General features: G+C 28.2%; 24 protein-coding genes and 1 other annotated feature. Of the genes, 3 read left to right on the top strand and 21 right to left on the bottom strand.

Going from position 1 to position 26,028, the window contains the following annotated elements:
* Positions 1-3 precede the first annotated feature (3 nt).
* The 4 genes from G534_RS0101350 to G534_RS0101365 all read right to left on the bottom strand — a co-directional run bounded on the left by G534_RS0101350 (position 4) and on the right by G534_RS0101365 (position 5,558).
* Positions 4-3,672: a phosphoribosylformylglycinamidine synthase gene (locus tag G534_RS0101350; protein ID WP_027347524.1), complete on the bottom strand. Its 3,669-nt coding sequence runs from the start codon at positions 3,670-3,672 to the stop codon at positions 4-6.
* Positions 3,665-4,705: a 5-(carboxyamino)imidazole ribonucleotide synthase gene (locus G534_RS0101355; protein ID WP_027347525.1), complete on the bottom strand. Its 1,041-nt coding sequence runs from the start codon at positions 4,703-4,705 to the stop codon at positions 3,665-3,667. Before G534_RS0101355 ends, G534_RS0101350 begins: the two co-directional genes overlap by 8 nt.
* Positions 4,702-5,181 carry a 5-(carboxyamino)imidazole ribonucleotide mutase gene (purE, locus tag G534_RS0101360; protein ID WP_027347526.1) on the bottom strand — a complete coding sequence of 160 codons (480 nt, stop codon included), beginning with the start codon at positions 5,179-5,181 and terminating at the stop codon, positions 4,702-4,704. Before purE ends, G534_RS0101355 begins: the two co-directional genes overlap by 4 nt.
* Before the next feature lie 155 nt (positions 5,182-5,336).
* A complete protein-coding gene (locus tag G534_RS0101365) occupies positions 5,337-5,558 on the bottom strand; it encodes a hypothetical protein (protein WP_027347527.1) in 222 nt (73 codons plus the stop codon).
* Positions 5,559-5,783: 225 nt separating this feature from the next.
* On the opposite strand from G534_RS0101365, the gene G534_RS0101370 reads away from it, so the two are divergent.
* Entirely contained in the window at positions 5,784-6,470 is a 687-nt protein-coding gene (locus G534_RS0101370; RefSeq protein ID WP_027347528.1) for a phosphoribosylaminoimidazolesuccinocarboxamide synthase, read from the top strand.
* Between the two features lie 10 nt (positions 6,471-6,480).
* Complete coding sequence (locus G534_RS0101375; protein WP_027347529.1) at positions 6,481-7,671, top strand: coenzyme F420-0:L-glutamate ligase; 1,191 nt, start codon at positions 6,481-6,483, stop codon at positions 7,669-7,671.
* Between the two features lie 132 nt (positions 7,672-7,803).
* Here the strand turns inward: G534_RS0101375 and G534_RS0101380 are convergent, their stop codons facing one another.
* The 13 genes from G534_RS0101380 to G534_RS0101440 all read right to left on the bottom strand — a co-directional run bounded on the left by G534_RS0101380 (position 7,804) and on the right by G534_RS0101440 (position 19,232).
* Positions 7,804-8,412: a superoxide dismutase gene (locus tag G534_RS0101380; protein WP_027347530.1), complete on the bottom strand. Its 609-nt coding sequence runs from the start codon at positions 8,410-8,412 to the stop codon at positions 7,804-7,806.
* Between the two features lie 66 nt (positions 8,413-8,478).
* Positions 8,479-8,826: a hypothetical protein gene (locus G534_RS0101385; RefSeq protein WP_027347531.1), complete on the bottom strand. Its 348-nt coding sequence runs from the start codon at positions 8,824-8,826 to the stop codon at positions 8,479-8,481.
* Between the two features lie 8 nt (positions 8,827-8,834).
* Entirely contained in the window at positions 8,835-9,836 is a 1,002-nt protein-coding gene (gene trpS, locus G534_RS0101390) for a tryptophan--tRNA ligase (RefSeq protein ID WP_027347532.1), read from the bottom strand.
* The gene (locus G534_RS0101395; protein WP_027347533.1) at positions 9,826-10,656 is read right to left on the bottom strand and encodes a bifunctional 5,10-methylenetetrahydrofolate dehydrogenase/5,10-methenyltetrahydrofolate cyclohydrolase; all 831 of its coding nucleotides are present in this window, start codon (positions 10,654-10,656) and stop codon (positions 9,826-9,828) included. Before G534_RS0101395 ends, trpS begins: the two co-directional genes overlap by 11 nt.
* 117 nt (positions 10,657-10,773) lie before the next feature.
* On the bottom strand, positions 10,774-11,598 hold the full coding sequence (locus tag G534_RS0101400) for a MetQ/NlpA family ABC transporter substrate-binding protein (protein WP_027347534.1): 825 nt from the start codon (positions 11,596-11,598) through the stop codon (positions 10,774-10,776).
* 17 nt (positions 11,599-11,615) lie between these two features.
* A complete protein-coding gene (locus tag G534_RS0101405; RefSeq protein ID WP_027347535.1) occupies positions 11,616-12,296 on the bottom strand; it encodes a methionine ABC transporter permease in 681 nt (226 codons plus the stop codon).
* A complete protein-coding gene (locus G534_RS0101410) occupies positions 12,293-13,321 on the bottom strand; it encodes a methionine ABC transporter ATP-binding protein (protein WP_027347536.1) in 1,029 nt (342 codons plus the stop codon). The genes G534_RS0101405 and G534_RS0101410 overlap by 4 nt, the downstream gene beginning before the upstream one ends.
* Before the next feature lie 10 nt (positions 13,322-13,331).
* On the bottom strand, positions 13,332-14,525 hold the full coding sequence (locus tag G534_RS0101415; RefSeq protein WP_027347537.1) for a M20 family metallopeptidase: 1,194 nt from the start codon (positions 14,523-14,525) through the stop codon (positions 13,332-13,334).
* Positions 14,526-14,653: 128 nt separating this feature from the next.
* Positions 14,654-14,891, bottom strand: a binding site (T-box leader).
* A gap of 119 nt (positions 14,892-15,010) precedes the next feature.
* The gene (locus tag G534_RS0101420) at positions 15,011-16,039 is read right to left on the bottom strand and encodes an ABC transporter substrate-binding protein (protein ID WP_027347538.1); all 1,029 of its coding nucleotides are present in this window, start codon (positions 16,037-16,039) and stop codon (positions 15,011-15,013) included.
* A complete protein-coding gene (locus G534_RS0101425) occupies positions 16,039-16,842 on the bottom strand; it encodes an ABC transporter permease (protein ID WP_027347539.1) in 804 nt (267 codons plus the stop codon). The genes G534_RS0101420 and G534_RS0101425 overlap by 1 nt, the downstream gene beginning before the upstream one ends.
* A complete protein-coding gene (locus G534_RS0101430; RefSeq protein ID WP_027347540.1) occupies positions 16,835-17,644 on the bottom strand; it encodes an ABC transporter permease in 810 nt (269 codons plus the stop codon). Before G534_RS0101430 ends, G534_RS0101425 begins: the two co-directional genes overlap by 8 nt.
* On the bottom strand, positions 17,631-18,680 hold the full coding sequence (gene potA, locus G534_RS0101435) for a spermidine/putrescine ABC transporter ATP-binding protein (RefSeq protein ID WP_027347541.1): 1,050 nt from the start codon (positions 18,678-18,680) through the stop codon (positions 17,631-17,633). The genes G534_RS0101430 and potA overlap by 14 nt, the downstream gene beginning before the upstream one ends.
* Positions 18,681-18,692: 12 nt before the next feature.
* Positions 18,693-19,232 (bottom strand): helix-turn-helix domain-containing protein, encoded by a 540-nt coding sequence (locus G534_RS0101440; protein ID WP_027347542.1) that lies wholly within the window; start codon positions 19,230-19,232, stop codon positions 18,693-18,695.
* Positions 19,233-19,484: 252 nt separating this feature from the next.
* Between G534_RS0101440 and G534_RS0101445 the strand changes: the two genes are divergently transcribed.
* Positions 19,485-20,402: an aldo/keto reductase gene (locus G534_RS0101445; protein ID WP_027347543.1), complete on the top strand. Its 918-nt coding sequence runs from the start codon at positions 19,485-19,487 to the stop codon at positions 20,400-20,402.
* A gap of 425 nt (positions 20,403-20,827) precedes the next feature.
* Here G534_RS0101445 and G534_RS07610 read toward each other — a convergent pair whose 3' ends face one another.
* The 4 genes from G534_RS07610 to G534_RS0101460 form a co-directional block, all read right to left on the bottom strand.
* Entirely contained in the window at positions 20,828-21,850 is a 1,023-nt protein-coding gene (locus G534_RS07610; RefSeq protein WP_169513540.1) for a MutS-related protein, read from the bottom strand.
* 150 nt (positions 21,851-22,000) lie between these two features.
* Complete coding sequence (locus G534_RS08315) at positions 22,001-22,474, bottom strand: hypothetical protein (RefSeq protein WP_051177371.1); 474 nt, start codon at positions 22,472-22,474, stop codon at positions 22,001-22,003.
* Positions 22,475-22,499: 25 nt separating this feature from the next.
* The gene (locus G534_RS0101455) at positions 22,500-24,275 is read right to left on the bottom strand and encodes an ABC transporter ATP-binding protein (protein WP_051177372.1); all 1,776 of its coding nucleotides are present in this window, start codon (positions 24,273-24,275) and stop codon (positions 22,500-22,502) included.
* Positions 24,268-26,007 (bottom strand): ABC transporter ATP-binding protein, encoded by a 1,740-nt coding sequence (locus G534_RS0101460; RefSeq protein ID WP_027347545.1) that lies wholly within the window; start codon positions 26,005-26,007, stop codon positions 24,268-24,270. Before G534_RS0101460 ends, G534_RS0101455 begins: the two co-directional genes overlap by 8 nt.
* Between the last annotated feature and the right edge of the window lie 21 nt (positions 26,008-26,028).

Consider the following 26,028-nt stretch of genomic DNA (forward strand, 5'->3'; position numbering starts at 1 on the left):
CTATTAATTTCCCCTTGTAAAGTAGTTCACACCATTTGCGAATATATCTTGTCTTTCCTTAATACTTTGTGTAATATATAGGTTTTCGCCAGATCTTTCACTATGTCCCATCTTGCCTAAAATTAATCCATCTTCACTTATCATGCCCTCTATAGCATATAATGAACCATTTGGATTATATTTACCATTTAAGGTAGCATTTCCATCATTATCTACATATTGGAATGCAGCTAAATGTTTGAATTTTTCAATATTATTTCCTACAAGTCTACCTTCTCCATGACTTAGAACTACTTCATGCAATTTATTTACTTCAAAATTTTGTGTCCAAGGAGATGTGGTGTTTGCAACTCTTGTAATTGCAGTATCGGAAATATGTCTAAATCCTTCATTTCTAAATAATGTTAAATCATCCTTATCTAAATCTCTAATTTCTCCATATGGGATTAATCCAGATTTTATAAGTGCTTGGAATCCATTACAAATACCTAGTATTAATTTCTTATCTTCTAAATGTTTATGAATTGCATTTTTTACTTTTTCATTTTTAATTATATTTACAATAAATTTCGCTGATCCATCTGGTTCATCTCCTGCTGAGAACCCTCCTGGGAATGCGATAATATGTGATTTTTCAATTTGTTTTACAAATTCGTCAATTGAATTTTCAATATCATCATCTTTTGTATTTGTAAATACAACTTGACTTACACAAGCTCCAGCTTCTTCAAATGCTTTTTGTGTATCATACTCTGAATTAGTACCTGGAAATACTGGAATTACCACATTTACATCTTCTACAATTTCTTTATAATATTTATTATCAGTTTTTTGTACAGTTATATTTTCTACATTTCCTTTATCCAAATTATAGTATGTTGGATAAATGTCCTCTAATGTATTCATATATGAAGAAAGAACTTCTTCTTTTGTTAGTTCAATTCCATTTATACTAATATTTTCACTAACCTTACCTAAATATTCAAAATCTAGATCTTCATTTGCTTCTATCAATATTGAACCAGGTCTAAAATTAAGAATATTTTCAAATTCAATATCCATACCTAATTCATTACCAAGTCCCATTTTCAATAATCCTGAAGCTATCGATTCATGCTCCAATACATATGCAGAAACTACTTTTTTATTTAAAATATAATCGTTTAGCAATTCTAAATCTTTAATATATTTATCTAAATTAGGATATGAATTTTCTGACTTTTCTAAATCTAAAATATATAGTTTATTATCAATTTCTTTTAATTCTGGTGTAATTACATTTTTTATTTTAACTGGTGCACAAGCAAATGATATTAATGTTTCAACAACATTTAATTCATTAAATGTACCTGACATAGAATCTTTACCACCAATTGAAGGTCTTCCAAAAACTTTTTGAGCAAGTATTGAACCTAATAATGATTGAGTTACTTTACCCCATTTCTTTTCATCATTTCCTAATTTTTCAAAATATTCTTGGAATGAGAAATATAGATTTTCTTTATCTCCACCTATTGCATATATTTTAGCCACTGATATAAGCACAGAATATATACTTGATAAAAATGGTGAATATTTTGAAATTTTTGGAATAAATCCATATGTCAATGCTGTTGCTGTATCCGGAGTTGAATAAAGCGTAGGAATCGCTGCAACAGATGCTTGAACTGGTGTAAGTCTTGTCTTTCCAGCATATGGCATCATAACTGTCATTGCTCCAACAGTTGAATCGAACATAGAAACCATTCCTTTTTGATTTGCAATATTCAAATCGGCAAGTTCTTCTAAAATAGCTTCTTTTGAAACTTCTTTATCTTCAAATGGATTTATTTCATTATTATCTATAAGTGTTGCATTTGCTTCTTTTCTGATACCTGCAGTTTCTAAAAACTCAGCTTTGAAATCTACAACTTTTTCGCCATTATAATACATTTGAAGTCTATTCTTGTCCGTAATAGTCGCTGCATGTACATATTCCAAATTCTCTTTTTCACATTCTTTTACAAATGCATCATAATCTTCTTTTGCTATTCCAACAGCCATTCTTTCTTGTGATTCACTGATTGCTATTTCTGTAGGATTTAATCCTTTATATTTAGTTTTAACTCTATCTAAATAAATTTCAATTCCTTCTGAAAGCTCTCCAATTGCAACAGATACTCCACCAGCTCCAAAGTCATTACATTTTTTAATTAATTTAGTAACTTCCGGTTTTCTAAATAGTCTTTGAATTTTTCTTTCTTCTACAGGATTACCTTTTTGAACCTGACTTGATGCAGTTACTAATGAATCATCATTATGTTCCACTGATGATCCAGATGCCCCCTGAATACCATCTCGACCAGTTTTTCCACCAATCATCACTACGATATCGCCTGGTTTCAAACTTTCTCTCTTATAATTATCTGCTTTAACAGCTCCTACTACAGCTCCCACTTCCATAGTTTTAGCAATATATGAATCGTCATATATTTCTTTTACATATGTAGTTGCAAGGCCTATTTGATTACCATAAGAACTATTTCCGTGAGCTTTTCCTTTAGATATATCTACTTGCGGTAATCTATTTTGTAATGTATCTTCTCTTTTTTGTAAAATATTTCCAGATCCAGAAACTCTCATGGCTTGATATACATATGATCTACCTGAAAGTGGATCTCTTATTGCTCCACCAATACATGTTGAAGCACCACCAAAAGGTTCAATTTCTGATGGATGATTATGAGTTTCATTTTTAAATTGAATTAACCATTTTTCTTTTTCGCCATTGTTTTCTATTTCAGTGAAAAATGAACATGCATTTATTTCTTCACTTGTTTCAATATTTTCATCGCCCAATATCTTAGTGTGATATTTTCCAATAATAGATGCCATATCCATCAATCTAATTGGTTTTTCTATATGTAATTCATCACGAAGTCCTAAATAAAAATCAAAAGCTTCTTGCATTTCTTTATTGAATAACTTGGACTCGATTTTAATTTCTTTAAGGCTCGTTTCAAACGTCGTATGTCTACAATGATCTGACCAAAATACATCTAATACATAAATTTCTGTTTCTGAAGGATTTCTATTTTCTTTTTTAAAATATTCTTGAATAAATAATAAATCATCTATTTCTAAAGCTAATGAAAGCTCATCCTTTAATTCAAGTAGCTGATTTTCTGTATATTCTATAAATCCTTCTAAATTTTTCATTGGTTTTACTTCAGAATTTATATTAAAATCTAAAATATCTAAATCTTTTTCATGAGATTCTATTGGATTTATAAAGAATTCTTTTAATTCTTGTAATTTTTCATCACTAAGCTTTTTATCAAATACTACTAATTTACCTGATCTTACAAAAGCTTCTGTTTTATTATCAATTAATCTTAATGCTTGCATAGCAGAATCCGCTCTTTGATCATATTGTGCAGGAAGAGTTTCATAAGCAATGTATTGATTTTCTTTTAATTCAACACTTTCAAACACTTCATCAATCATTGTCTCTGAGAATATTCTTTCTTTGGATATTTCAAAGAGTTCTTCTTCTATATTGAATATGTCATAGATAACATATTCGTCAAGACTTAATAATTCAACATTAAATTCTTTATTAAGAGTTGTTTTTAAATTCTGTGCTTCTTTACTATATTCATGACGTTTTTTTACAAAGATTCTTTTAGTCAATTATGTCCTCCAAATATACAGTGCCTTCAAAATTCATGTGACCTATTTTTCTGTTGTGTCTTGCTTCCTTTTCATACAAATGTAAATATCCTTTTTTTCTTTGAATTAAATCGATGAAATAATCTTCATTTTGTCCTAGGATATTATACATAGTTGTCTCTTTGTTATATATTTTACCGACCGTAAGACCACATATAGCTTCAATATGGGCTCTAAATTGTGATTTGTTTGCTGACTGTTGCGTAATATGACCTGAGTTGTGAACTCTTGGTGCAATCTCATTAAAAATTAATTTATTGTTACTTAAAAAGTATTCAACAGTCATTACTCCATAATAATCAAAATTATCAAGTATTCTCTTTGTATATTTAATAGCTTCTTCTTCAATTTCTTCAGTTATATTTGCAGGTATATTAGATCTAAAAAGTATATTATTTCTATGCTCATTTTCAACGACTGCAACTATTTCTATGCTCTCTCTATCTTTTACTGCAACTACTGAAATTTCCTTATCTAAATCAAGTAATTCTTCAATAATTGTGTTTTCTTCTATTTCATCATTAGATTCAATAATCTTTTGACCTTTTCCATCGTAACCAAGAGTTAGAGTTTTCATTAAATATTTATCTTTAAGAACTATATTTTCATCATTCCATTTATAATAATTAACCGTTGGAATGTCTAATGATCTTGCAAATTCTTTTTCTGAAAGTCTATTTTGTGTAATTTCTAATGATTTTGCTGATTGTACAAAATTGTATTTTTTTTCTAAAATTTTTAATGCTTTTACATCTATATTTTCAAATTCAAATGTAATTACATCACTTAATTTACAAAGTTCTTCTAAGTTTTTTAAATCATTAAAAGCACTATTTATAAAAATATCGGCAAAGTGTCTTCCACAGCAGTCTTCGCTCGGATCAAGCATTGCAATTTTATATCCCATTTCTTTTGCGGACATTGCAAGCATTCTTCCAAGTTGACCACCACCGATAATTCCAATAGTGCTTTTAGGTAAAATAGTATTTATCATATCTGCATATCTTCCTTTACTATACGTTCTAGTTCATTCTTAAAATCAGTATATTTTTTTTCATATTCACTATCATCAATTGCCAGAATAGATAGTGCCGTAACTGCTGCATTTTTAGCTCCAGCTACACCAATAGCCATTGTCATAACTGGTACACCATATGGCATTTGAACGATTGACAGTAAGGAATCTACACCATTTAATGTGCTTGATTTTATAGGTACTCCAATAACAGGTAATGTAGTATTTGATGCTACCATTCCTGGCAAATGAGCAGCTCCACCAGCTGCTGCAATAATTATTGAGTATCCATTTTTCTTAGCATTTTTAGAGAAATCAAAAAGAAGTTGAGGCGTCCTATGTGCGCTCACTACTTTTTTATCATAAGGTATAGAAAATTCATCAAGTAATTTACAGGTCTCTTTCATTGTTTCATAATCTGAAGATGACCCCATAATAACTGCAACTTTTTTCATCATAACTCCTTAATTAAATAATAAATTAGTATTTAATTCCATAGATTAAGTATAGCTAAACAATAATTTTATTTCAATTTAATATTTATTTTAAAAATAAAATAAGTCATATAAACAAATTATCGCTGTTATATATGACCTTTTTAGATACTTAATCACTCTTCATTTAATATAAATTTCTTTAATTTAGTGAAAAATTTTATATTATATTTCTTAGCTATTACATGATATACAATTATTGAAGCTAAAATAAAATTAACAATCATAAAAAAAATACAAATATCTGATCTACTTAAAAAGAATGACGAATTATATTGTGATTCATACAATAATAAAAATATACTTGATAAATATAATAGTACCGCCACAATTATCATAAAGTCCTCCTATTTATACGTCCTTTGATAAAATTATACCACTATTTATGTGTATTTTATAGTTTCTAGAAGGAAAATCGTTATATTTAAATCAAAAATTTTCTCTTACTATTGTAAATAATTCCTCATTGATATAATATTTTATTGTGATATTTTATAATATTTGAATATTATGTATATCTAAATTGCATTTATATAATTGTATTTATTTTAAGGAGATTCTTTATGAAACTTGTATACAAGGGAAAAACAAAAGATGTGTATGAATTAGAAAATGGAAATATACTCTTGAAATTCAAAGATGATGTTACCGGTAAAGATGGTGTATTTGATCCAGGCGAAAATCAAGTCGGACTTTCAATAGAAGGTTCAGGAAAAGCCGGTCTTTCATTAACTAAATATTTCTTTGAAGAGTTAATCAGTGAGGGTATTAAAACTCATTATATCTCATCAGATATAGAAAATAATACTATGGAAGTCGTTAAAGCTTCCTCTTTAGGTAAAGGATTAGAATTCATATGCAGATTTAAGGCTGTTGGTTCTTTTTATAGACGATATAATAAATACATAGAAGAAGGTTCTGATTTAGACGCTTTTACTGAAATCACAATTAAAGATGATAACGCTAAAGATCCAACTATTAATAAAGAAGCTCTCAAAATATTCGGAATATTAACAAGTGAACAATATGATTACTTAATAGAAGAAACTATTAAAATTTCAAAAATAATTAGAAAAATTCTTAAAGAAAAAGATATAGATTTATATGATATTAAATTAGAATTTGGATTTGATAAAAAAAATGAATTAGTATTAATAGATGAAATTTCTGGCGGAAATATGAGAGCCTATAAGAATGGTGAATATATTTCTCCTTTAGAACTAACTGATTTAATTTTAGGAGATAATTAAGGAGCTTTTTATGACAAGACTTATTGGTACGACGGCTATTGGTATTAGATTACCTATTATTAAAGAAGGTGACGATTTAGTAAAAATTGTAAGTGACTGCTTTATGGAAGTTATTAACTATGAGAATATAGAAGTTAAAAATACTGATATAATCGGAATTACTGAATCTTTACTTGCAAGAGCTCAAGGAAATTATGTTACTTTAGAAGAAATTGCAAAAGATATTAATGCTAAATATACAAGTGATGAAATAAGCATTGTTCACCCTATTCTAAGTAGAAATAGATTTCTAAATATCTTAAAAGCAATTGCAATGACTGGAAAAAATGTTAAAATCTATCTTTCATATCCTGATGACGAAGTTGGTAATCAACTTATGGATAGATATGAAATTATGAAAAAAGGGCTTAATATTTATACTGATACCTTGACTGAAGAAGATTATATAAGAATACTTGGCGAAAAATATCTTCATCCTTTTACAGGACTAGATTATACAGAAATCTATAAGTCAGTATTTGAAAAGAATCAAGTGGATATTTTATACTCAAATAATTTAGATGATATTGCAAAAAATTCAGAATCAATTTTAATTGCAAATATCCACGATAGAGATTTCTTAAAGGATTTATTTATATCTCAAGATGTTAAAGAAGTTTATACTCTTGCTGATATAATGAATGCCCCTATTGACGGATCAGGTTTCAATGAAGATTACGGTCTTTATGGCTCAAACTTCTCTAGCGATGATGCATTAAAACTTTTCCCTAGAGATGCTAAGAAATTTGTAAATGATGTTCAAGAAGAAATTATAAATAGAACCGGTAAAAATGTTGAAGTTCTAATCTATGGGGATGGAGCGTTTAAGGATCCCGTTGGTAGAATATGGGAATTTGCAGATCCTATAGTTTCTCCTGGTTTCACAGATGGTCTTATAGGACGACCAAATGAAGTAAAAATGAAATATCTTGCTGATAATAATTTTGCTGATTTAACCGGAGAAGATGCTATTAAAGCTGTAAAAGAAATGATAAAAACAAAAAATGATGATGATAGTACCGATAATCAAAAACTTGGAACTACACCTAGACAATTAACAGATCTTGTAGGGTCATTGTGTGACTTAATGTCAGGTTCTGGTGATAAAGGTACTCCTGTTATTTATATAAGAGGATATTTTGACAATTATTCTGTAGATTAATATTTTATATTTGGATAACATAAGGCGATACATTAGAAATTCTGATGTATCGCTTTTAATATGAGCTATTAAATTTTAATATAAAATAGCTGCTTCAGAAAATCCTGAAACAGCTATTTATATAGTTTTATTTTAAAGTGCTTCTAAATAGTTTTTGTTTGCTTGATTCCAATCTAAAACTTCAAAGAAAGCTTTAATATAATCTGGTCTTCTATTTTGATAGTTTAGATAGTATGCATGTTCCCAAACATCAAGACCTAAAACTGGTTTCTTTCCATCTGCAAGTGGTGTGTCTTGATTTGGAGTAGATAGAACTTCTAAGTTTCCTTCTTTATTAACTACTAACCAAGCCCATCCTGAACCAAATCTAGTTGCAGCAGCTTTTGAAAATACTTCTACAAATTCTTCTAATGAACCAAAAGTCTTTTCAATAGATTCTTTTAATTCTCCTGTAAGTTCTGTTTTTTCGGGAGATAATAATTCCCAGAATAATGTATGGTTAAAATGACCACCACCATTATTTCTTACAGCTGTTCTTATATCTTCAGGAATTCTATCTAAATCAGATAATAATTCAACTAAAGTTAAATCAGCTAAATCATCATGTCCTTCTAATGCATTATTTAAGTTATTTACATAAGCTCCATGATGCTTATTGTAATGTATTTCCATTGTTTTAGCATCTATATGTGGTTCTAATGCATTATATTCATAGTTTAATTTTGGTAATTCAAATTTCATAATACTCTCCCTTAATATTTCTAAAATTTACTACATTCTATTGTTACCCAATATTTAATTATATAATCAAAAAACAATTCCTTTTTCTTTAATATTATCTTCATATATTTGTAGATAAATTTCGTTTATAAGTTTATCTGCAAATTCATAATACTCAAAATCTCCATCATTGTTTGGTAGTAATGGTGCATTTTTTTCACGTCGCAATTCATTTATATGATTTAAAATCTCGGAATATTCTTCTTCTTTTATTAATTTTAAAACATCAAGTTGCGCTACGGATTTTATTGTGTAGGTTTTATTTTTAATATCAAATTCAACTACTCCACCGCTTACCTTTATATCTTTTCCATATGGAAAATATTTATATTGTAATATATTATTTTTTTTATCTATAAGTTTATATGTTAGCATATATCCTCTTACTTTATTTGTAAAAATCCTACTTTTCTATATACTTTATCTAGCATACGTGATGTTTTTCTTCTAGAATTTTCTGCACCTTTTAATAAAATTTCATCTATTTTATCTTTATCTTTTATAAGCTCATTATATTTTTCTTGGAATTTTGATAAATCAGCAATGATTAATTCTGCTAAATCAGCCTTAAATGTACCATATCCTTGTCCCTTGTATTTTTCAATGATTTCTTGTGCTGATAAATCACTAAAAGCAGAATATAAGTCTATTAAATTTTTTAGACCTTTTTGTTCATCATTGTAATCGAAATTATTTAATGAATCAGTAACTGCAGACATTACTTTCTTTCTAATTGCATTTGCATCATCAAATAAGAAGATGGAGGCGTTCTTGTCTTCATCTGATTTACTCATCTTCTTTTCTGGATTTCTAAGTGACATAATTTTCATAGTACTTTGATTTATTATTGCATCAGGAACTGTAAATGTGTCTGAATATTTACTATTAAATCTTATAGCCAAGTCTCTAGCAAGTTCCATATGTTGTTTTTGATCTATGCCTACAGGTACAAAATCTGCATTATATGCTAAAATATCTGCTGCCATTAGCACTGGATATGTAAATAATGCAGCATTGTTGTTATCTTCTCCTCTTGCAATCTTATCTTTAAATTGTGTCATTCTTGATAGTTGACCCATATATGAAATACTATTTAAAACCCAATAAAGTTTCAAATGATCTGTATTATGAGATTGAATAAATAAGTTAACTTTTTCTGGATCTAATCCTAGAGCCATATAAATAGCTACGACTTCTCTACTTCTTCGTCTTAAATCTGCAGGAACTTGAGGTACTGTGATTGAATGTAAATCAGCTACCCCTATATAACAATCATATTCATCTTGTAATTTAATGAAATTTTTAATTGCTCCCAAATAATTTGCTATTGTAAGTTCTCCTGATGGTTGAACTAAACTTAAAACTACTTTTTTCTTATCTGTCATTTTTAACTCCATTCAAATATGTATTTCTAATAATAAAGTTTGCATTCAGTCTACCAATTCCTTCTAAGGATGGAAGATATGAAATTTCTTTGTCTTCTAAATAAGTATAATCAAAGTCACCGTAATATTTTCCGCCTTCAGAAGAAATCCCCAAATCAATTAATATAGCATTCTTTTTAAATTCTATTTCTTTAAAATGATTGGCTCTTCCAATTGCTGAAATAACTATATCATAATCTTTTATTTTATCTTCAATATTTTTAGTCTTCGAGTGAGCAACAGTAACTGTTGCGTCATTATCTATAAGCATATTGAATAATGGTTTTCCTATAATATTTGATCTATTTATAATCAATATATCTTTACCTTTTAAATCTATAGTTTCTTTTAGATAAAAAAGAGTTGCCACAGCTGTAGTTGGAACATTTACATATTCTTTATCCATATATAAATTTTGAGAAGATTTAATATTTAATCCATCAACATCCTTCGAAATATCTATATTATTTAAGATTTCTTTTGGATCGAAATCTATATCTAAAGGCGTAAATACAAGTATTCCATTAATACTATCATCATTATTCTGTTCGATTAAATATTTAAGAAGTTCTTCTTTTGAAGTATTCTTCTCGAAAAAAGATTTTTTTACTTCAACTCCTAATTTTCCCGCTTCTCTAAGTATGGATTTTTCAAATGATTTCGCTCCCGCATTGTCTCCAACTCTTATAGTAGATAATATAATTTTTTTATCGCTACTCTTAATTTGTTTTTTTAAATTTTTATTAAATTTATCATAGATTTCATGTATGCTTAATTTCATATATTCTCCTATAAACTATAAAAATCTCATAACTATTATATTATATCATATTAAAAAATTTCTAATTATAAAATAAACCCCAAAAATCTAAAATTCTTGGGGTTATATTTTTATATTTTACCATACTGGAATTGAGCTTCCTTTTAAATCTTCTTCTATTATTTTTTTCACTTCATCAGTTCTATATGCTTCTTCAATTATTTTAATCCATTCTGCATCTTTATCTTCTGATCTGACTGCAACTAAATTAATATATGGATTTTCATCTTCTATAGATTCTAAAACTAATGCATCTTTTGAAGGTGTAAATCCTGCGTCAGTTGCGATACCTGAATTTATTACTGCTATTTGATTTTCTGCTAAAGTTCCAGGAATATTCGCTGCTGAAAGTTCTAAAATATTTAAATTCTTAGGATTTGACTTAATATCTTTAATAGTAGGAATTAACCCAGCTTCTTCATTTACTTCTATAAGACCAGCTTGCTCAAGTAATTTTATAGCCCTACCTCCATTTGATACATCATCTGGAATTGCAACTGTTTGACCATTTTCTAATTCATCAAGTGATTTGATTTTTTCTGAATAAATCCCTATAGGTGCAAATACTGTATCAAATGCTGAAACTAAGTCATAATTTAAATCTTCTACTTCAGCATTTAAATAGCTATGATGTTGAAATGCATTTAAATCGATTTCTCTATCATTTAAAGCCGCATTTGGAATTGAATATGAATCAAAATATACTATTTCCAAGTTGATTCCTTTTTCCTTAACAACTTCAGAAATGTGTTTCCATACTGATGAATCTGACCCCATTAATCCTACTTTAAGATTTATTGCTTCTGATTGTAAATCTTTATCCTTGTCAACAGTCTTTTCTGTTTTCGAACTACATCCTACTAGTAATATTGCCGCTAAAATAATTGTTAATAATTTTTTCATGTTTTTCTCCTTTTATTTTAATGTGTTTTTTTTCTTGCTAAGTAATTTCCTACTGTTTGTATTAAACTTACGAATAAAATTATGATTATTACTGATACATATGTAATATCGTAAAATCTTCTATTGTGACCATATCTGATTACAAATGCACCAATTCCACCGCCTCCAACGGCTCCACCCATGGCTGTTAAACCAAGTAAACTGATAATTGTAATAGTTATTGCACGAATAATTTGAGGTATACTTTCTTGTATATAAACTCTTATAATAATTTCAAATGGTGATAAGCCCATAGATTGTGCAGCTTCTATTACACCTTTGTCAACATCTGCAAGAGCTTGTTCTACTTGTCTTACAAAAAATGGTATTGCTCCAACAATTAAAGGAAATATTGCACCTTTAACTCCTATATATGTCCCCATAACTGTTCTTGTTACTGGTATCAATGCTGTTAGTAAAATTACAAATGGTATTGATCTAAAAATGTTGATTATAGTATCTAATATTCTATTTATAATCTTATTTTCAAGAATATTTCCTGGTTTAGTGACTGTAATTATCACCCCTAAAATTAATCCTAAAAATACTACAAATATAGAAGAAACAACAAGCATTATCAAAGTTTCCGATAATGAAGTAAAGAATTCTGTTTTATAGTCTATTAAATTAGGTAAATATTTTTCTAATAAATTTGTCATGATATTACCTCCCATTTAATTCCATTTTCTAAAAGATATTTTTTCGCATTTTCTATAGAATCTTTTTCTCCATCTAAAGAAACTATCAATTTACCTATCATTTGATTTTTTATTAAATCAATATCCCCAAAAATTATATTGCAATCAATATTATATTTCTTTGAAATCGATGAAATAATTGATTCTTTAGTATTCGCACCAAGAAAATCTAAATCTAAGACTTCATTATATTCCTTTATTCCAAATAACGCTCTGTCTTTTTTAATTAAATTAATTATATTTTTCTTATTTGAATTTGAATTTACAAATCCTTTTGATATATCTGTATGAGGATTTGAAAATAAATTATATACATTATTTACTTCAACTATATTTCCATTTTCCATAACTGCAACTCTATCACAAATACTTTTTATTACTGCCATTTCATGCGTAATTATTATTACCGTAATTTTTAATTTTTGATTTAATTCTTTTATTAATTGTAAAATTTGTGATGTAGTCTGCGGATCAAGGGCTGATGTAGCTTCGTCACAAAGTAATACTTTTGGATTATTTGCTAAAGCTCGTGCAATTGCCACCCTTTGCTTTTGTCCTCCAGATAATTGTGATGGATATGAATCTGCCTTTTCTGGTATACCTACTAAATCAAGCAATTCTTCTACTCTTTTTTTAATTTCAGCTTTTGATAAAGATTCATTTTTAAGATTGAATGCAACATTTTCAAATACTGTAAGTGATTTTAATAAATTAAATTGTTGGAATATCATTCCTATCTCTTTTCTCTTTTTTCTTAAATCAGAATCTGAAAGTTCAGTCAAATCAATATCATCAAATATTATATTCCCTGTAGTAGGTCTTTCAAGTAGATTAATACATCTAACTATGGTTGATTTTCCAGCTCCACTATATCCAATAAAACCAAATATTTCACCATCATTTATTAGAATATTCGCATCTTTTACTGCTTCAACTTTTCCAGAAGTAGTGTGAAATGTTTTAGATATATTTTTTAACTCTATCATTTTTCCTCCATCACAATTGCTCTTTTATATTTTGTTTATGTTGTTCTTTTATTTTTTTAAGTCTTTCTGGATTTAAGATTAATTCTAAAGCAGTTTGTGCTAATACTTTTGCTCCAAGACCTATTGAATCTAATCCTTTTTCACTTTTTGCAGCTAATTTAAATCCTTCTGTATGACCAATTATCTCTGTGTCAGATATTGAAATATGCGGTTGTATTACTGGTACTACTTGTGAAATATTCCCTACATCTGATGATCCACCAGATTTATAAATATCAATAGGTGTAAATTCTTCTCCATAAGTATTTAAGACTTCTTCATATACTTCATCAAATAATGGTGTTGGAACTGTATTATCCACCCAATTTTGAAATAGACCAAATTTATATTCAGCTCCTGTTGCAAGTGATGCCGCCTTTACTATGTTTTCAAATTTGGTATATAACTCTTCAAGTGTTGGCTTGTAATTTGCTCTTAAATAAAATAATGCTTTTGCATAATCTGGAACAACATTTGGTGCAAGTCCACCATCAGTTATAATCCCATGAATTCTAACATCATCTGTTAAATGTTCTCTTAATGCATTTGTATTATTAAATACTGAAATCACTGCGTCTAAAGCATTAATCCCTTTTTCTGGAGCTGCAGCTGCATGTGATGATTTACCAAAAAACTCTACACTCACTGGTGCTACAGCAAGACTTGTTCTTGTCGCTTCATGTTTATATCCAGGATGCGCTCCTAAAGAAAAATCTACATCATCAAAAAATCCTTTATTTACAAATGAACCTTTTGCAGATCCATTCTCTCCACCTTCCTCACCAGGTGTTCCATAAACTCTAATTTCTCCACCAACTTCATCTATGACCGATTTTAATCCTACTGCTGCAAGTGAAGATGTAACACCAAATAAATTATGCCCACATCCATGTCCAAGACCTTGTAATGCATCATATTCAGCATAAAATACAATTACTGGACCATCTTTTTGAGATTTATATCTTGCATCAAATCCTGTTCTATGACCAGCTACATCTAGCTTTACCTCAAATCCTTCTTTCTTTAATTGATTTGATAAAGTTTCCGAAGCAAAAAATTCATAATTACTTACTTCAGGTTTTTCATGAATTTGTAATGCTAAATCTTTATATCCTTTTAGTCTTTCATCAACTGTTTGTTCTATTCTTTCTCTATAATCTGTCATATCTTCCTCCATATATTTTCTTTTTTAGCAAATCATTAGAGTCATTTTAGGAATATTTTTAATATATTTATTTCATTTATCAAATAAATAATAAAATGTTTATATAAAATAAAAAAATCCCGTCCTATAAAAAGGACGAGATTTAAAATTCCCGTGTTACCACCTTAATTCTAATTAATTTCACAATTAATTACTCTTCAAGTACTATCATACTCTAACGCTATAACGGGCGTGCCCGGAATATCCTACATATCGAATACCCAACTCAAAGACCATTTTCAATCAACTTCCGCTCTCCTACTCTCAGCATTATGTAGTCTCTCTGTGCAGCTTTCATTAATCTACTTTTCTTATCAATGTTTTTGCTAATGAAATTATATTAAACCTATTTATTTAATTTGTCAAATTTTTTTCTAAAATTTTATAAAAACATAGATTTTGTAAATAAAAAGACAGCAAATATTTAATATGCTGTCTTTAGTTTATTATTTGTTTTTTACCGCTTCCCAAGCATCTTCAAAAGTTTCTGTAAAGTCACCTAAATCACTATAAACTTCTTTTTCATCCATTTTATCCATATCAGGATAAATCACGTCGAAATTCTTAATAGATTTAACTGGTTCTAAGTCTCTTGCTTTCATGATAGGTGTTCCTTGTTCATCACCAGACATCGCTGCAATATCAGGTCTACAGAAGAAATCAATCAATTTTAATGCATTTTCATAATTTTTAGCATTTTTTGGAATTGCGAAATTATCTATCCAAAGATTTGTAACTGTTGGTAAATAGTAATCTAAATCTGGATTTTCAGCCATTGCTTCTCTAGCTTCTCCAGAGTACACAACTGCAATTGCACCATTGTTATTTACCATATGTTGTTTTATTTCATCTTGTAAATAAGCTGTTACTAATGATTTTTGATTCATCATTAATTCTTGTACTTCTTTTAATTGTTCTTCACTAGTTGAATTTGCACTATATCCTAAATGCCAATATCCTGGAGCCATAGAATCTCTTGAAGAATCTAGCATCCATATTTGACGCTCATATTTTTTATTAAATAAAATATCCCATTCATTCATATCAGCTGGATCTACTTTTGTTTTATTATATAAAATACCTACTGTACCATAAAACATAGGAATTGAATATTTATTTTTTGGATCAAATTCTTTATCTAAGAAAGTTTCTCCAATTTCATCAAAATTTTCAAGTTTTGAATGGTCAATTTCCCTTAACATATCTTCTTTTATCATTTTTTCTACCATATATTCTGATGGAACTATTAAATCATAGTCTGATGGAGAGCTTTTAACAACTGTGTACATATTTTCATTTTCGTCAAATTCTGAATATACAACTTTTATTCCAGTTTCTTCGTAGAATTTAACAAGTACTTCATCTTTAATTGTTCCTCCCCAATTATAGAAAGAAACTGTTTCTTGATCTTTTGTAGAACAAGAAGCTAGTACAAATGTTAATACTAATAATAGTGCTAATAATTTTCTTTTCATCAAATATTTTTCTCCTTTTTCTTATTAAATTGTCTAATTTGTGAAATATTAGATGCTATAAGTAATACCAATACAACTACAAACATTATTGCTGAAAGAGCATTTATTGTAGGCTCTATACCTTTTTTGGTCATTGAAAATATCATAGTCGAAATTGTATTTGTTCCTGGCGCAACATTGAAAAATGAAATTACAAAATCATCAATTGAAAGTGTAAATGCCATCATTGCACCGGCAATTATACCTGATTTTATTTCAGGAATAACTACTTTGAAAAATGCTGTCATAGGAGTTGCTCCTAAATCAAGTGCAGCATCTATAAGGTTTCTGTCCATCATTCTTACTTTTGGTAAAACTGATAAAACTACATAAGGTATTGTAAATGCAACGTGTGAAAGTATTAATCTTATCAGTCCTTTTGGAATATTTAATATTCCAAACAATACCATTAGAGAAATTGCAATTACTATATCCGGATTTAATACTGGCAAATCATTTAAGCCGAGTATTATTCTTCTTCTCTTTTTTCTAAATTCAGATAATCCTACTGCTGCTAAAGTGCCTATAATAGTTGATATTATTGTTGTTGCAATCGCAACTACTATTGTTGTTTCGACTGCATTCATAATGAATCTATCCTTAAATAGTTCTCCATACCATTTAAGAGAAAACCCTGTCCATACTCCAAATATTCTAGATTGATTGAAAGAAAATACAATCAATACAGCAATTGGAGCATATAGAAAAAGGAAGATTAATATTAAATACAATTTTTCAAAAATATTTGTTTTTGTATTATTCATGCTTACCTCCAGTTTCTACAGATTCTTTATCAAATAGTATTGAAATAAATATTACAATCATTAAAAATGTAGCTAACGCAGATCCATATCCCCAGTTACCTGTCTTTGAAAATGATCTTTCTATTACATTTCCTACCATATTTACCATTCCACCACCAAGAAGTTCAGATACTTCAAATGTTGAAATTACTGGTACAAATACCATGGTTATACCTGAAATTACCCCTGGCATAGATAATGGGAATATAACTTTTGTAAATGTCTTCTTTCTGTCTGCTCCCAAATCATATGCAGCTTCTATTAAACTATAATCTATCTTTTCAAGAGCTGTATATATAGGTAATATCATAAATGGTAGATAATTATACGTCATCCCTAAAACTACTGCCGATTCTGTATATAGAAAGGACTTGTATTCAATTCCAAACCAAGATAATAGGTTATCTAAAACACCATTTTGAGATAATATAGTCACCCAAGCATATGATCTAAGCAAGAAATTCATCCACATCGGAACCATTATTAACATCATTGCTAGTGTTCTATAATTCATATTTAACTTGGTCATAAAATATGCAAATGGATAAGCTATCAATAATGTGATAATAGTAGTTATAAATGCAATCTTAAAAGAAACCACGATTGATTTTAATGTAGTTCCTTGAAATATTTGTGCAAAATTAGCAAATGTAAAACTTCCATTTTTAGTAAATGCATAATATAAGACCATAAATAAAGGAACTACTATGAAAATTACTAGCCATAAAATATATGGGTATGCAAAGTCTTTAATTCTCTTCAATTTGTTCCTCCTTTTTCATTTCATGAATTGCATCAGGAACTATTAATAAACCAACTTCTTGGCCGACTTTTTTATCATATATTGAATGAACTTTGTATTCATAACCATTTACATCTACAATCATTTCCCAGTGTACACCTTTGAATGTAACTATCTTTACTACACCAGTAATCATTCCTTTTGAAGGGTCTACTAATTCTATATCCTCAGGTCTAATAACTACATCGATTCTTTCATTTTTTTCAAATCCTTTATCTAATGAATCAAATATATGGTCAGAAAACTTAACTTTATTATCTGAAACCGCAACTGCATCTAATATATTTGACTCTCCAATAAATCTTGCTACAAATTCATTTGTTGGTTCGTTATAAATATCGATTGGACTACCTATCTGCTGTATTCTACCATTGTTCATTACTACAATTGTATCACTCATAGTAAGAGCTTCTTCTTGATCGTGAGTTACATATATAAATGTAATTCCTACTCTTCTTTGTATTCTTTTAAGTTCATTTTGCATGGACTTTCTTAATTTCAAGTCTAATGCTCCAAGAGGTTCATCAAGTAACAAAACTTTAGGTTTGTTTACTAAAGCTCTCGCAATAGCAACCCTTTGTTGTTGTCCACCTGAAAGTGAATCGATTGAACGATTTTCAAATCCTGATAGATTAACAAGTCTTAACATTTCTTTTACTTCAGTTTCTATTGTCTGTTTATCAACTTTTTTTAATTTAAGACCAAATGCAATATTGTCAAATACATTTAAATGTCTAAACAAAGAATATTTTTGAAATACTGTGTTTATATTTCTCTTATATGGTGGTACATCTTTTATATCTGAACCATCAAAATATACATGACCTGATGTAGCAGTCTCAAATCCTCCTATTATTCTAAGCGTAGTCGTCTTCCCGCAACCTGAAGGTCCTAATAATGTTAAAAATTCATTTTCTTTTACGGATAAATTAATATCATCCAATACAACAGTATCATCAAATGTTTTTCTTAGATTTTTAATTTCAATTATATTCATATTTCCTCCAGATTAAAAATTAGGTGGATTTGATATCCACAATAATTTTGATACTCCATTATAATTATTTTTTATAAATCTTTCTTCCTCAGTTTTATAATAAAAAGTTTCACCTTTTTTTACTATAAACTCTTGATTTCCATAAAATAATTTAATTTCTCCCTTTAATACATATCCAAATTCTTCTCCTTCATTTGGATTGTATCTTCTACTCTCTCCATCTTTTTCAAAAGTAACTATTATTGGCTCCATTTCATTTTTAACAGAATTTGGAACTATCCATTCCATTTTATGTCCAAGTTTTTCATTTGTACCAACAAAAAAATCTTCTTGTTCAAATATTATTTGTTCATCTTCAGTTTCTGAAAAGAAATCTCCAAGATTAGTTCCAAGAGCCTCAAGAACATCTGCTAAAGTATCAACAGAAGGAGAATTTAAATTTCTTTCTAATTGAGAAATAAATCCCTTTGTAAGTTCAGATCTATCAGCTAATTCTTCCTGGGTTAGTCCCATTTTTTTTCTGATACTTTTTATTTTATCACCTATTTCCATGTCTTCTCCTTGCTATCTTTTATTAAGTAAAAAACTTAATATATTAAACACTTATACAAGTATAACAGATAAAACTCAAAATACAATACTTTTTTGTTTAAAATTTTATGTTTTTATATTATTTTTTTTCAGCGTTTTATCTGAAATATTTGTAAATTTTTTATTATGAAAATGTAAATCTCATCTTTGCCAAAAATCTATTATTTTGTGTTTAACATGTTTAATTGTTATATAATAAAATTAGGAGGAGATATGAAGACACAAATTATTGGTAAATCTAATATTAAAGCTAGTAGATTAATTTTAGGTTGTATGAGAATGGAAGATAAATCAATTGAAGAAGCAAGAGATATTATACAAAAAGCTTATGATTTAGGAATTAACCATTTCGATCATGCCGACATTTATGGAGGAGGAAAATCAGAAGAAATATTTGCTGAGGCGTTAAAACTAACGAATATTAAAAGAGAAGATATTATAATCCAGTCAAAATGCGGTATTAGAAAAGGACTCTATGATTTTTCCTATGATTATATAATAAATTCTGTAGAAAATATTTTGAAAAGACTCGATACTGACTATCTAGACATCCTGCTTTTACATAGACCTGATACTTTAATGGAACCAGAAGAAGTTTCCAAGGCCTTTTCTTATTTATACGAAACTGGAAAAGTTAGAAATTTTGGGGTAAGTAATTGTAATCTTGGTCAAATAAAATTATTACAAAAATACTCAAAATTCCCAATTTTAATCGACCAATTACAGTTTGGACCAGCACATACTCCAATGATTGATTCTGGAATAAATGTAAATATGAAAAATATAAACTCAATTAATCACGAAGATGGAATTCTAGAATATTGTAGATTGGAAGATATAACCATTCAGGCTTGGTCACCTTTCCAAGTAGACCTTGACCAAGGTCTATTTGTTAAACATACGGACTATATAGACTTAACAAAGAAATTAAACGAATTTGCAGAAGAAAAAAATGTTACACTTGAATCCATTGTAACTGCTTGGATATTAAGACATCCAGCAAAAATGCAAATGGTAGTTGGTTCAATGAATCCAAACCGCTTGGAAAATATTGTTGCAGGTGTAGATATTGAACTAACTAAAGAAGAATGGTACGAAATTTATAGAAGTGCAGGAAATGATTTGCCATAGAGTGGTCCTTTTATAAAAAAATATAGAGCGGCTTTGCGCCGCTCTTTTTGTATTCTCGGTTGTCTGCTTTATAATTTGAGTTGTTGATTATGGATCAAGTGGATTCTGGAACGAGTGGTATGCATTTAAAATACCATTTCTAATTTTTCAAATTTATTTTTAATTTCTCAGAAAGATTTTGACCATTTTTCTGTTTTTGGACAATTATTTTTAATTTCTCAGAAAAATATACCGCTTATGCAGCTATTCTACCAAATTCAGCATTTTTTGTTACATAAACTTAACATTCTAACTAAAGTTTTCTGAGTTTTCGAATTTATTTCTCAAATATCCGAAAAAGAGGCATTTTCCTTCGGTTTTTTGCAAATTATTTTTCAATTCTCAGAAATGGTATCTGAGTGGTACTCTTTTCATGAGTACTCCTTCTAAATGTTTACAAATTCTTTCGCATTCTTATTTGCCATTTCTACTATATCTTCTGGGAACCCCATTACTTCTAAAAGTTTTATTGCATTTCTTGTGTTTGATGGACCCTCTTGAAGTTTGTATGTAAAAACCACTTTATTGTCAATAATGTCTTCTTTGAAATGGATATTTCTAACTTTATCTTCCATCATTTTTGTGAGTTCTAAATCATGAGTTGCAATGAATGAAAGTGATTTGTGCTTATCAAGATAATCAATTATACTTGATGAAGCTGAAATTCTTTCAAGAGTATTTGTTCCACGAAGTATTTCATCAATAAAATAATAAGATTTATTTCCCGATTTAATATCTTCAATTATTCTCTTGAGCGACTTTATCTCTGCTATGAAATAACTGTCGCCATCGATTATGCTATCCTTTATCGCCATTGATGTTAGGACATTGCCTTTTTTCATTACAAATGATTTTGCAAATGCTGTATTTATTGATTGCGCTAGTATCGCACTAATCGCAATGGATTTAACATAAGTTGATTTTCCTGAAGCGTTTGAACCAGTAAGCAATATATTTTGATTAAAATCTACATCATTTGAGACGAAATTTTCAATAAGTGGATGAAATATTTCTTGTGCATTGATTCTATAATTATCATCAAATTCAGGAATTGAATAGTATGGATAAATCTTTCTCAAACTTAAAATTGCTATCGATGCTTCAATATTTCCAAACTCATACCAGAAATTATAAATATCTGATTTGTGATTTTCAATATTTTTCATTATTTTTGCGTATCTAATAAATGGAAGCATGAATACTGAATTTATCGTATATGTTAACGCTCCAAATTCACTTGTGATGTCATTATCAAAATAAATTCCACCCTTTGCAAGAGTTTTCACTTTATTATAAGACTCTTGCAGTCTTCCGTTGCCATTAAAATTAAATTTTAAGACTTTATTGCAAGTATTTATAGCAGATGCAAAGTAGTTTATACTTCTAATATCACCACTTTTTTTATCCATATTAGTTTTTGTATAAATAAAATTAAATACAACTATAAATATTAGCGGAAAAAGAAAAATACTGTTAAATACACTTGTAATTAATAAAATTAAAGGAATCATTCCTTGAATCAAATATCTAATATATTCAAAACTTTTTACACTAATATCTCAATTTAAAAATGGAATAAAACTACTAGAACCTCTTCCACCTAATTTAGAAAATTCATAAGAAACTTTTTCTCTTTCTTTTTCGTTATTTTCAAAATATGATATAATTTCCTCATCTTCATTTTTTGAACTATCAAGAGCTCTAAGTTTGAAATATAGAATTTCAGAACCAATATCGGAAAATGTATAATTAATTTTGTCATAGAATTTTTTCATTTCTAAATCATTCCAAGTAATATTATCAATATATTTACCTTTGAATTGATTTTTCAAAATAGAATAAGTGTTTATTAAATTTTCTTCATCATATTCTTTTTTAAATTCATAATTCTTAAACTTACCAAATTCATTTCTTATTTTTTGCATTATATACTTTTTTCTGGCCTTAGCAGTTACAACAATTATTAAAAAAACTGCCAACACCGCAATTGGTACTTCTATATTTTGTTTTAGAAATTCATATATTTCATTCATTAAAACTCCTAACTATTTGTAAAACCTAATTTCTATACATAGAAGCATATTTTCCATTTAATTCCATAAGTTCATCATGGGTACCTTCTTCTATTAAATGTCCTTTTTCAAGTAAATAAATTTTATCTGAATCTTTAATAGTTGAAAGTCTATGAGCTATTAATAATGTCGTTCTACCTTTTTTCAATCTATTTAGACCAAATTGAATCATATTTTCAGTTTCTGTATCTACATTTGCTGTAGCTTCATCAAGAACTAGAATTTTTGGATCTCTTACCATGGCTCTAGCAAATGAAATAATTTGTTTTTCACCTGCTGAAAATCCTGAACCAGATTCTCCTACCATACTATCGATTCCACCATTTCTTTGAAGTATATTTTCTCCACCAACCGAGATTAAAGCAAGTTCAGCTTCATTTTTACTGATTTTAGGATCAAATAATGCTATATTTTCAAATACAGTTCCTTGAAAAATATATGGATTTTGGAATACAATAGCCATATTTGAACGGACAGATACCATATCAAGCTCGTTGATGTCAACTCCATCTATTGTTATCTTTCCATTATTTATATTATAGAATTTATAAATTAAATTCATAATTGTAGATTTTCCTGAACCTGTATGTCCAACAAATGCAGCCGATGTTCCTTTTGGAATATCTAAAGATAGATCATGAATAACATATTCGTCTTCATTGTAAGCAAAGTTTACATTGTTAAATTTAATTTCACCTTGCATATTTTCAAGTTTTCTTTCACCTTCTTTAAATGGTTCAACTCTTTGAAGTTCAAATATTTGGTCAGCTGCTGATTTTGCTGATTGAAGTTGTCCAGCTTGATCCATCAAAGCATTGATATTACTATATAGTTTTGAATTATAATCAATAAATACGTACAATGTTCCTATTGAAAATAATTCTATACCATTTAATAAATATGAACCAAATACAATAATCACAGCTGCAATAACTACATTTGCTAAAGTATTAGTAAGATTGTTTGATGAATATCCCCATAAGGTAGCCATCTTCCAACCTTCTTTATTCCATTTTTCATTTATATCCGAATATTCATTATAGATTTCTTTTTCTTTATTGAAAGCTTGAATAACTTCCATATTTTGAATATTTTCAGCTAAATTAGCATTCATTTCAGATCTGTATTTTTTTAGATTTCCTTGATATGTCAATGATTTATTGAAAAAATCCATAAATACAAAATATAGTATAGGTGTTGCTATTATTGAAATTAAACCCAGTCTCCAGTCAATTATAAATAAAGTGATTAAAAGTCCAATTGTTCTAATAACAATTACTAATAATTGTGAAAATAGTAGTTGAAATAACATTCTAATATCTTTTGTATCATTTGTAATTCTATTTACTATTTTACCTATAGCATATTTATCAAAAAATTGAACTGGTAAACTAACTACATGTCTAAATGTATCTTTTCTTATATCTGTTGTAAGTGCATTTGATAATTTTGAAAATGAAATATATCCAAAATATGAAATCAATGCTCCACCAGCTATCGAAGCAAAATATCCTAATACCATAAGATAAAATCTTCTCTTATCAGGAGCTCCTATACCTTCGACTAATTCCCCATCTAATATCTTTCCAAGTATAATTGGTCCTATAAGTTCAATTAGAGTCGCTGTTAATGTTAATATTATTGATATTATTAATAACCATTTAAATTTTAATAAATATTCTAAAATCTTCTTATTTCTAAATCTCGCTTTAACTTTAGGTTCTTCTAAAATAAAGCTCCCTTGTAAGTTTTCTTTATTCATCTGAACCTCCTAGTTTTTGCATTTCATATTGTTCATAATACCATTTCTTATTTGCAAGTAATTCCTTGTGAGTTCCACTTTCAACAATTTTCCCTTTATCAAGGACTATTATATTGTCTGCATGTTTAACTCCTGAAAGTCTGTGTGCAATAATTATTGTTGTCTTACCTTTTCTTTGTTCACGAATATTCTTAATAATATTCTTTTCAGTTATTGCATCAACTGCTGAAAGTGAATCATCAAGTATTAGCGTTTCAGGATTCTTTATTACAGCTCTAGAAATAGAAACTCTTTGTTTTTGTCCACCAGAAATTGAAATACCCTTTTCCCCAATCATCGTTTCTAATCCATTTGGAAGAGTATGCAAATCCTTTGTGAAATCAGAAAATTCTATTGCATCCATTACTTCTTTTTCAGTAGCATTAGTCTTTCCAAAAGCTATATTATCATAGACTGATTTTGAAAATAGCAGATGTTGTTGTGGAACATATCCAAAACTATCTCTTATACTTTCAATACTATATTGTTCAATTGGCCTATCATCCATCAATATAATACCTTCTTCTACTGTGTAATATCGAAGTAATTGACGAACTAATGTAGTCTTTCCAGAACCAATTTTACCTACTACTCCTAGTGTTTCACCCTTTTTAATTTTCAAATTAATATCTTCTAATGCATATTGATTTTCTCTAGGATATTTAAAACTAAAATCTTTGAATTCAATATCGCCATTAGCTTCGTATTCTATTGCATTTTCTCTATCTACAACTTCTTCTTTATATGTATATACGTGATACAATCTCTCTATTGATGCTGAAGCTTCTTGTATAACATTAAATAAATCACCAAACGCAAACATAGGCCATACTAACATATTCAAGTATAGGAAAAATGTTGTCATTTGACCTAAACTTAATCTATTTTCTCCCATAAGAAATTGACCAAATAAAAGTGCTGCTACAAATGTAAAAGCAGGTATAAGTCTACTTGATGGAATAAAAAATGCATCTACTTTATATTGTTTATATGTATTTTCGTATAGTTTATCCACACTTTTATCAAATCTTTTTTGAGCAACTTCTTGTGTTGAATATCCTTTGATTACTCTTATACTTGTAATATTTTCCATTACACTTTCTGATATATAATCATAAGATTGCTGTATTCTCATAAATCCTTCATATAGTTTTTTCCCTAGTATTTTTGTAAAAAGCACTAGTAATGGTAAAAACATTACAGATAATAGAGTCATTGGCCATGATATCGTAGTTCCCATGATAATTATAATTATAAGAGGAAATACCGTAGCATCCATAGCAGCTAAAATTCCATATCCTGTTAGTGTTTCAATAGCACCAATATCTTGAGTTGCTTTACTCATCAATGATCCTGTTGAATTCTTAAAAAAGAATATAGGACTTTGTTTTAATATTTTTATAATAAATTTATCTCTGAAATCTTTTCCGGATTGATAGGAATGCCCAAATAAATAATAATGCCATATAAATGCTGATATATATTTAAGCACTATTACAGCTATAAATATTAAAACAATATTTCTAAGCAAATCAGCGGTTAAAGCATTATTTGTTACAGAATCTACGAATTTCCCAATTATTTGATTTGGTACAGTTACCACTATATTCGTAAAAAGTAATGCAAATATCCCTATCATATATTTATATTTATATTTTTTAAAAAACCAAATTATATGTTTTATATTTTTCATATATCCTCTTTTTTATAATAT

It is taken from the genome of Helcococcus sueciensis DSM 17243, from assembly GCF_000423145.1.
In the GTDB taxonomy this organism is placed as follows: Bacteria; Bacillota; Clostridia; order Tissierellales; family Peptoniphilaceae; genus Helcococcus; species Helcococcus sueciensis.

Coding starts and splice junctions, on each gene's coding strand:
- purE (WP_027347526.1), bottom strand. CDS start 5,181: ATGAAAAAAGTTGCAGTTATTATGGGGTCATCTTCAGATTATGAAACA.
- G534_RS0101380 (WP_027347530.1), bottom strand. CDS start 8,412: ATGAAATTTGAATTACCAAAATTAAACTATGAATATAATGCATTAGAA.
- G534_RS0101370 (WP_027347528.1), top strand. CDS start 5,784: ATGAAACTTGTATACAAGGGAAAAACAAAAGATGTGTATGAATTAGAA.
- G534_RS0101385 (WP_027347531.1), bottom strand. CDS start 8,826: ATGCTAACATATAAACTTATAGATAAAAAAAATAATATATTACAATAT.
- trpS (WP_027347532.1), bottom strand. CDS start 9,836: ATGACAGATAAGAAAAAAGTAGTTTTAAGTTTAGTTCAACCATCAGGA.
- G534_RS0101375 (WP_027347529.1), top strand. CDS start 6,481: ATGACAAGACTTATTGGTACGACGGCTATTGGTATTAGATTACCTATT.
- G534_RS0101455 (WP_051177372.1), bottom strand. CDS start 24,275: ATGAATAAAGAAAACTTACAAGGGAGCTTTATTTTAGAAGAACCTAAA.
- G534_RS0101365 (WP_027347527.1), bottom strand. CDS start 5,558: ATGATAATTGTGGCGGTACTATTATATTTATCAAGTATATTTTTATTA.
- G534_RS0101415 (WP_027347537.1), bottom strand. CDS start 14,525: ATGACAGATTATAGAGAAAGAATAGAACAAACAGTTGATGAAAGACTA.
- potA (WP_027347541.1), bottom strand. CDS start 18,680: ATGAATATAATTGAAATTAAAAATCTAAGAAAAACATTTGATGATACT.
- G534_RS0101445 (WP_027347543.1), top strand. CDS start 19,485: ATGAAGACACAAATTATTGGTAAATCTAATATTAAAGCTAGTAGATTA.
- G534_RS0101425 (WP_027347539.1), bottom strand. CDS start 16,842: ATGAATAATACAAAAACAAATATTTTTGAAAAATTGTATTTAATATTA.
- G534_RS07610 (WP_169513540.1), bottom strand. CDS start 21,850: ATGGATAAAAAAAGTGGTGATATTAGAAGTATAAACTACTTTGCATCT.
- G534_RS0101420 (WP_027347538.1), bottom strand. CDS start 16,039: ATGAAAAGAAAATTATTAGCACTATTATTAGTATTAACATTTGTACTA.
- G534_RS0101395 (WP_027347533.1), bottom strand. CDS start 10,656: ATGAAATTAAGCATACATGAAATCTATGATAAATTTAATAAAAATTTA.
- G534_RS0101405 (WP_027347535.1), bottom strand. CDS start 12,296: ATGACAAATTTATTAGAAAAATATTTACCTAATTTAATAGACTATAAA.
- G534_RS0101460 (WP_027347545.1), bottom strand. CDS start 26,007: ATGAAAAATATAAAACATATAATTTGGTTTTTTAAAAAATATAAATAT.
- G534_RS0101440 (WP_027347542.1), bottom strand. CDS start 19,232: ATGGAAATAGGTGATAAAATAAAAAGTATCAGAAAAAAAATGGGACTA.
- G534_RS0101355 (WP_027347525.1), bottom strand. CDS start 4,705: ATGATAAATACTATTTTACCTAAAAGCACTATTGGAATTATCGGTGGT.
- G534_RS08315 (WP_051177371.1), bottom strand. CDS start 22,474: ATGAATGAAATATATGAATTTCTAAAACAAAATATAGAAGTACCAATT.
- G534_RS0101410 (WP_027347536.1), bottom strand. CDS start 13,321: ATGATAGAGTTAAAAAATATATCTAAAACATTTCACACTACTTCTGGA.
- G534_RS0101400 (WP_027347534.1), bottom strand. CDS start 11,598: ATGAAAAAATTATTAACAATTATTTTAGCGGCAATATTACTAGTAGGA.